Below are 6,468 nucleotides of genomic sequence, written 5' to 3'. Positions count from 1 at the left end.
TGAGGTGATGATATCACCTCTAACTAAGTGACCAAATTCAGCGTACCACTACATGCAGTCCTCGTGGAAGTCGGCAAGATCATCAAAGACCATTTTAAAGATGATGTTGCTGTACGCTTCGGTGGCGAAGAATTTTGTATTCAGTCGTGTGGTTCGTTTGAGAGCTTTGTTGACAACTTAGAGTCCATGAGAGAAGCCATTGAAAGCCATGTTGTTGAGCATGACTCTCAAAGAATCAAGGTCAGTATCAGTATCGGCGTAACCGATTTAGACGCGAAGCTAGATGAGCAGATCAAAGCCGCTGATGAGCTTCTTTATACGGCAAAAGAGCAAGGTAGAAACCAACTAGTGTTTGCGCGTAACAGCATGCAAATCGAACAATAGTCATTCGCCTCTGTTTCCATTTTTGGTATACCAAGATTAATTGCTAGACCTCAAAACTAAAAAAGCTCAAGACGATAATCTTGAGCTTTTCAATTTGAGGGCATAGATAACTCTATCCCCTATGACTGTCACCAATTAAGCGATACGGTCTTTACTCCAAGCCGCTTCTTTTTGTTGACGCTCAGCCAGCTTCTCTTCACGGTAAGCTTCACGTGCTTCACGCTTCTTACGCGCGTCACAAGGTTCAGGGCAGTTACATACTTTATCAATACCAACAGCACCCAAACCGCCACAGCTACCTTTCACAACTTTGTTTTGGATAATGTAGCCAATTGACATCGCTGCGATTACTGCAAGAAAAACACCAAATGTAATCAGAAATGTATTCATAATTATCTCGCTTACCTTATTTACCTAAGTATGGCTTAAATGCTTCAGAAGCAATTTCTTTAAAGCCATCTGCTGTTTTTACCACCATGAACACTGGGATGTTATGTTGGTTTGCGACTTCCATTCCTTTTTCCTCACCTAAGACCATAAGGCCCGTAGATAAGCCGTCTGCAGTCATTGAAGACGGGTTTAAAACAGTCACAGAAACCACTTTATGGTGAAGAGGCTTTCCTGTTTCAGGGTTGATGATGTGTGAGTAACGAACACCATCACGTTCAAAATAGTTACGGTAATCACCAGAGGTTGCGATAGCCATATCACCCGGCTCGATGATCTCTTGGATATTACGCTCATCAACGCTTGGTTTCTCAATCGCGATACGCCAGCCCACGTTCTCACGGTTTAAACCTTTCAGACGAATTTCGCCACCGACTTCAACCATGTAGTTGTGAATACCGATAGAATCAAGGTAGTCAGCGACGACGTCAACACCCCAACCTTTTGCAATCGTGGATAGATCGACATACAGGTTAGGTAGGTCTTTCTTCAACATGTTGCCTTCAACACTAAGATGATGGATACCAATCTTAGCCTTGCGAGCCGCCAGCTCTTCATCTGATGGCACAACTTCAGGACGAGCTTCAGGACCAAAACCCCATAAGTTAACTAACGGACCAACCGTTACATCCAGAGCTCCTTCAGTAAGACCGTTCAAACGAATCGCTTCTTTCACAACCGTCGCTGTTTGCTCAGATACTTCGAACGCATCCGCACCTTTATGCTGGTTGAAACGGCTTAATTCGGAATCTTCACGGTAAGTCGACATCTGGTCGTTTACTTCTTCAAGTAGACGATCGATCTCTGTATGAACTTCATTAGACTCAGGAAATTCATCACCATTGATGTATTTAATATTGTAACTCGTGCCCATCGTTGGGCCACTCAAATGCACTTGCTCTCTTGACTGCTCACAGCCCGCAAGAAAAATCAAAGAAGTTAATGCAACAAGCCAAATTCTCACTTGCTTACTCCTGTCTAATGTTGAGGATTTATATAAGGAAAAATAAGAGTAAAAAATAGGTATTTTGAATGCCTTACTCTTTCTTATATAAGCCAGTATGTTGTCAAAAGCTGTCTTAGAAAAACAAATGGCTGACTCGTAGGAGTCAGCCATAATATCAATCACTTAAGTGGATTAACCACCGAAGTCATCTAGTAGGATGTTTTCATCTTCTACACCAAGATCTTTCAGCATGCCGATAACAGCAGCGTTCATCATCGGTGGACCACACATGTAATACTCACAATCTTCAGGAGCTTCGTGATCCTTCAGGTAGTTTTCGTACAGTACATTGTGGATGAAACCAGTGTAACCGTCCCAGTTGTCCTCTGGTTGAGGATCAGACAGTGCACAGTGCCACACGAAGTTTTCGTTTGCAGCCGCTAGGCCATCGAAATCTTCAATGTAGAACATCTCACGCTTAGAACGTGCGCCATACCAGTAAGACATCTTACGAGTAGACTTAAGACGCTTAAGTTGGTCGAAGATATGAGAACGCATAGGCGCCATACCTGCACCACCACCGATGAATACCATTTCATTGTCTGTGTCTTTAGCAAAGAACTCACCAAATGGACCAGAAATAGTACATTTGTCGCCTTCTTTAAGAGACCAGATGTATGAAGACATCACACCAGGAGCTACGTCAGGGTTGTTTGGCGGCGGAGTTGCGATACGCACGTTAAGCTTGATGATGCCTTTCTCTTCTGGGTATGAAGCCATAGAGTAAGCACGGATCGAATGCTCTTTAACGATAGACTCATAACGGAACAAGTTGAACTTATCCCAGTCACCACGGTATTCCTCAGGAATATCGTAATCTGCGTATTTCACGTGATGTGGTTCAGCTTCAATCTGAATGTAACCACCCGCGCGGAACGGAACTTCTTCACCTTCAGGGATCGCTAGAGCAAGTTCTTTGATGAAAGTAGCTTCGTTGTTATTCGAGATAACAGTACATTCCCACTTTTTAACACCAAAGATATCTTCGTCTAGTTCAATCTCCATGTCAGTTTTCATAGCAACTTGACATGCAAGACGTTCGCCTTCGCGAGCTTCACCTTTTGTGATGTGATCAAGTTCAGTTGGAAGGATGTCGCCACCACCAGACTTAACTTTTACACGACACTGACCACAAGAGCCACCGCCACCACAAGCAGAAGATACGAAGATACCAGCGCCAGCCAGGGCACCAAGTAGCTTGCTACCAGGTTGAGTAACGATCGCCTTTTCAGGGTCGCCGTTTACTGAAATAGTGATGTCACCTGATGGTACTAACTTAGACTTAGCGAAAAGAATCACTAGTACTAGAGCCAGTACAATAATGGTAAACATCGCTACGCCAAGAATAATACTAAACATTTGTTATTCCTTATTACTGGGTGCTTACCCTACAGTTGAACACCAGAGAAAGACATAAAGCCTAACGCCATCAGACCAACAGTAATGAACGTGATACCAAGGCCACGAAGACCTGGAGGTACGTCAGAGTACTTCATCTTCTCACGGATACCCGCAAGAGCAACGATAGCTAACATCCAACCCACACCAGAACCGAAGCCGTAAACAACAGATTCAGCAAAGTTGTAGTCACGAGTTACCATGAAAGATACACCACCAAAGATTGCACAGTTAACTGTGATCAGTGGAAGGAAGATACCTAGTGCGTTGTACAAAGGTGGGAAGAAACGGTCTAGAACCATCTCTAGGATTTGTACAAGTGCCGCGATAACACCGATGAATGCGATGAAGTTAAGGAAACTTAAATCGACACCTTCAACAAGCGCGTTTTCTTTCAGGATGTGTGTGTAAACAAGGTTGTTTACAGGAACAGCGATTGTAAGTACTACAACTACCGCAACACCAAGACCAAAAGAAGTTTTAACTTTCTTAGATACCGCTAGGAATGTACACATACCTAGGAAGAAAGAAAGCGCCATGTTTTCGATGAAAATCGATTTAACTAGCAGACTAATATAATGTTCCATGACTACCTTACCCCTTCGCTTCTACTTGTTCTGGTTTGAACACACGAATTGCCCAAATCAAGAAACCAATTAGGAAGAATGCAGAAGGTGCTAGAAGCATCAAGCCGTTTGGCTGATACCAACCACCGTTGCTCACTAGAGGTAGTACTTCCATACCAAATAGTTTGCCAGAGCCTAGAAGCTCACGGAAGAAACCAACAGTGATAAGAACGAAACCGTAACCAAGACCGTTACCAAGACCATCGATTAGAGATGGGATTGGCGCAGACTTCATTGCGAATGCTTCAGCACGACCCATTACAATACAGTTAGTAATGATTAGGCCTACGAATACAGATAGCTGCTTAGAGATATCGTATAGGTATGCTTTAAGCACTTGGTCTACCACGATTACTAGTGATGCGATAATTGCCATCTGAACGATGATACGCACACTGTTAGGAATGTGGTTACGGATCAAAGAAACGAAGAAGTTAGACAGAGCAGTAACGAACATTACCGCGATAGTCATAACAAATGCTGTTTCTAGCTTAGTGGTTACCGCAAGAGCAGAACACACACCAAGAACCTGTAGCGCGATTGGGTTGTTGTCCAACACCGGCGCTAAGATGCTCTTTTTAATTTCTTTTGCACTAGACATTAGTTCAGACCTCCGTCACGAACTTTTGCTAGGAACGGACCAAAGCCCATATCACCTAACCAGAAGTCAAATGTATGTTGAACACCAACGCTAGTCAGTGTTGCACCAGAAAGGCCATCTACACCGTGCTCAGAACCTTGAGGAGCGCCACCTTTAACAACCTGAATAGCAGGTTTGTGGTTTTCGTCGAATAATTTCTTACCAACGAATTGAGCGCGCCAAGATGGGTTCTCAACTTCACCACCAAGTCCAGGAGTTTCACCTTGCTCGTAGTAAGTGATACCAGAAACTGTGTTGCCATCAGTTTCTACCGCAACGAATGCGTACATCATTGACCATAGACCGTTACCGTGAACAGGGATGATAACTTTAGAAGTTTCAGCGCCATCTTTCACAAGGTATACAGTACCCGTGTTAGCACGACGAAGGATCTTAGCGATGTCATCTTCAGCTGAAAGCTTGATTGACTGAGCTGGATCTTTTGCCGCTTTACGTTGGTCGTATGCAGCAGCATCGCCGTCAACGAAATCGCCAGTAGCGAAATCAACTAGACGAGGTTCAATGTTCTCTGCGTACAGTTCAGGGATATTACCCGCAAGTTCAATGCCCGCAACTTCAAGGATCTTAGTTTGCTGATCTAGAACCGCGTTAGCTTGTTGCTTAGGTTTAAGAACAACTGCAGCTGTTGAAACGATGATTGAGCACACTAGGCTCAATGCGATAACAACAAACAGCGTCTTTTTAATGCTATCGTTATTACTTGCCATAGCGCGCTAGTCTCCGCTTAATGTTCTTCTCGATTACAACGTGGTCAAACAGAGGAGCAAATAGGTTTGCGAATAGAATCGCAAGCATCATGCCTTCTGGGTATGCAGGGTTAACTACACGAATCATTACACACATTGCGCCGATTAGGATGCCGTACCACCACTTACCTTTGTTGGTAAATGAAGCTGATACTGGGTCAGTCGCCATGAAGAACATACCGAATGCGAAGCCACCTAGAACTAGGTGCCAGTGCCAAGGCATGCTGAACATTGCGTTAGTATCAGAACCGATCACGTTAAACAGCGTAGACACAGCAATCATACCGATCATTACACCAGCAATGATTCGCCATGAAGCGATACGCATGTAAACGATCATCGCAGCACCGATCATAAGTGCTAGAGTCGATACTTCACCGATAGAACCTGGGATGTTACCAATGAATGCGTCCATCCAAGTGATTGCTTCACCAGATGTTACGTTCATTAGTGCGCTACCGCCGCCTTGAGCCCATTGGCTAAGAGCAGTTGCACCAGAGAAACCATCTGCAGCAGTCCAAACTACGTCACCTGAAATCTGTGCAGGGTATGCAAAGAATAGGAACGCACGGCCAGCAAGTGCAGGGTTCAGGAAGTTACGACCCGTACCACCGAAGATCTCTTTAGCGACTACAACACCGAAGGTAATACCTAGTGCTGCTTGCCATAGAGGAAGTGTTGGCGGAACGATAAGCGCGAATAAGATAGAAGTAACAAAGAAACCTTCGTTTACTTCGTGCTTACGCACCATACAGAACAGAACTTCCCAGAAACCACCAACGATGAATACCGTTGCGTAGATAGGTAGGAAGTAAGTCGCACCAAGTAGCATCTTGCTGCCAACACCTGCATCGGCTCCTAAGGAGGCTCCAAGCATTTCGGTTAGCCAGTAGTGCCAGTTACCACTGATAACAGATGCTAGTTCAGCACCTGCATACATATGGTTAAGTGCTGCGATAGCTTGGCCACCCGCGTTGTACATACCCCAGAACATTGCTGGGAATACCGCGAACCAAACCATGATCATGATACGTTTTAAATCAACGCTATCACGAACGTGCGAGCTTTTCTTTGTAATAAGACCTGGCGTGTAGAACACTGTCGCTGCTGCTTCGTAAAGCGCAAACCACTTCTCGTGTTTACCACCTGGCTCAAAATGATGCTCGATGTCTTCAAGAAACTTTTTAAGGCCCATGAAAA

Annotated in this window: 7 protein-coding genes and 1 pseudogene; 1 reads left to right on the top strand and 7 read right to left on the bottom strand. The window is 44.5% G+C overall.

Going from position 1 to position 6,468, the window contains the following annotated elements:
* Positions 1-54 precede the first annotated feature (54 nt).
* Positions 55-384, top strand: a pseudogene (locus tag A6D97_RS11430) (GGDEF domain-containing protein); the annotation flags it as partial.
* 135 nt (positions 385-519) lie between these two features.
* Here A6D97_RS11430 and nqrM read toward each other — a convergent pair.
* The 7 genes from nqrM to A6D97_RS11395 all read right to left on the bottom strand — a co-directional run bounded on the left by nqrM (position 520) and on the right by A6D97_RS11395 (position 6,463).
* Positions 520-774: a (Na+)-NQR maturation NqrM gene (nqrM, locus tag A6D97_RS11425; RefSeq protein WP_065584408.1), complete on the bottom strand. Its 255-nt coding sequence runs from the start codon at positions 772-774 to the stop codon at positions 520-522.
* 16 nt (positions 775-790) lie between these two features.
* Entirely contained in the window at positions 791-1,795 is a 1,005-nt protein-coding gene (locus A6D97_RS11420) for an FAD:protein FMN transferase (RefSeq protein WP_017059913.1), read from the bottom strand.
* Positions 1,796-1,969: 174 nt separating this feature from the next.
* Positions 1,970-3,196: an NADH:ubiquinone reductase (Na(+)-transporting) subunit F gene (gene nqrF, locus A6D97_RS11415; protein ID WP_017059912.1), complete on the bottom strand. Its 1,227-nt coding sequence runs from the start codon at positions 3,194-3,196 to the stop codon at positions 1,970-1,972.
* A 29-nt stretch (positions 3,197-3,225) separates the two neighbouring features.
* Positions 3,226-3,822 (bottom strand): NADH:ubiquinone reductase (Na(+)-transporting) subunit E, encoded by a 597-nt coding sequence (nqrE, locus tag A6D97_RS11410; protein ID WP_009848375.1) that lies wholly within the window; start codon positions 3,820-3,822, stop codon positions 3,226-3,228.
* A gap of 7 nt (positions 3,823-3,829) precedes the next feature.
* Entirely contained in the window at positions 3,830-4,462 is a 633-nt protein-coding gene (locus A6D97_RS11405) for an NADH:ubiquinone reductase (Na(+)-transporting) subunit D (RefSeq protein WP_008223083.1), read from the bottom strand.
* The gene (locus A6D97_RS11400; RefSeq protein ID WP_017059911.1) at positions 4,462-5,229 is read right to left on the bottom strand and encodes a Na(+)-translocating NADH-quinone reductase subunit C; all 768 of its coding nucleotides are present in this window, start codon (positions 5,227-5,229) and stop codon (positions 4,462-4,464) included. The genes A6D97_RS11405 and A6D97_RS11400 overlap by 1 nt, the downstream gene beginning before the upstream one ends.
* A complete protein-coding gene (locus A6D97_RS11395) occupies positions 5,219-6,463 on the bottom strand; it encodes an NADH:ubiquinone reductase (Na(+)-transporting) subunit B (RefSeq protein WP_017067139.1) in 1,245 nt (414 codons plus the stop codon). The genes A6D97_RS11400 and A6D97_RS11395 overlap by 11 nt, the downstream gene beginning before the upstream one ends.
* Between the last annotated feature and the right edge of the window lie 5 nt (positions 6,464-6,468).

This window comes from Vibrio sp. ZF57, assembly GCF_001691235.1.
Taxonomy (GTDB): Bacteria; Pseudomonadota; Gammaproteobacteria; order Enterobacterales; family Vibrionaceae; genus Vibrio; species Vibrio crassostreae_C.
Note: the sequence above shows the minus strand (reverse complement) of the source record. Positions and strands in the feature narration are given on the sequence as shown.

Excerpts from the sequence above, each read along its gene's own strand:
- A6D97_RS11405 (WP_008223083.1), bottom strand. The coding sequence starts at position 4,462 with ATGTCTAGTGCAAAAGAAATTAAAAAGAGCATCTTAGCGCCGGTGTTG.
- A6D97_RS11400 (WP_017059911.1), bottom strand. The coding sequence starts at position 5,229 with ATGGCAAGTAATAACGATAGCATTAAAAAGACGCTGTTTGTTGTTATC.
- nqrE (WP_009848375.1), bottom strand. The coding sequence starts at position 3,822 with ATGGAACATTATATTAGTCTGCTAGTTAAATCGATTTTCATCGAAAAC.
- A6D97_RS11395 (WP_017067139.1), bottom strand. The coding sequence starts at position 6,463 with ATGGGCCTTAAAAAGTTTCTTGAAGACATCGAGCATCATTTTGAGCCA.
- nqrF (WP_017059912.1), bottom strand. The coding sequence starts at position 3,196 with ATGTTTAGTATTATTCTTGGCGTAGCGATGTTTACCATTATTGTACTG.
- nqrM (WP_065584408.1), bottom strand. The coding sequence starts at position 774 with ATGAATACATTTCTGATTACATTTGGTGTTTTTCTTGCAGTAATCGCA.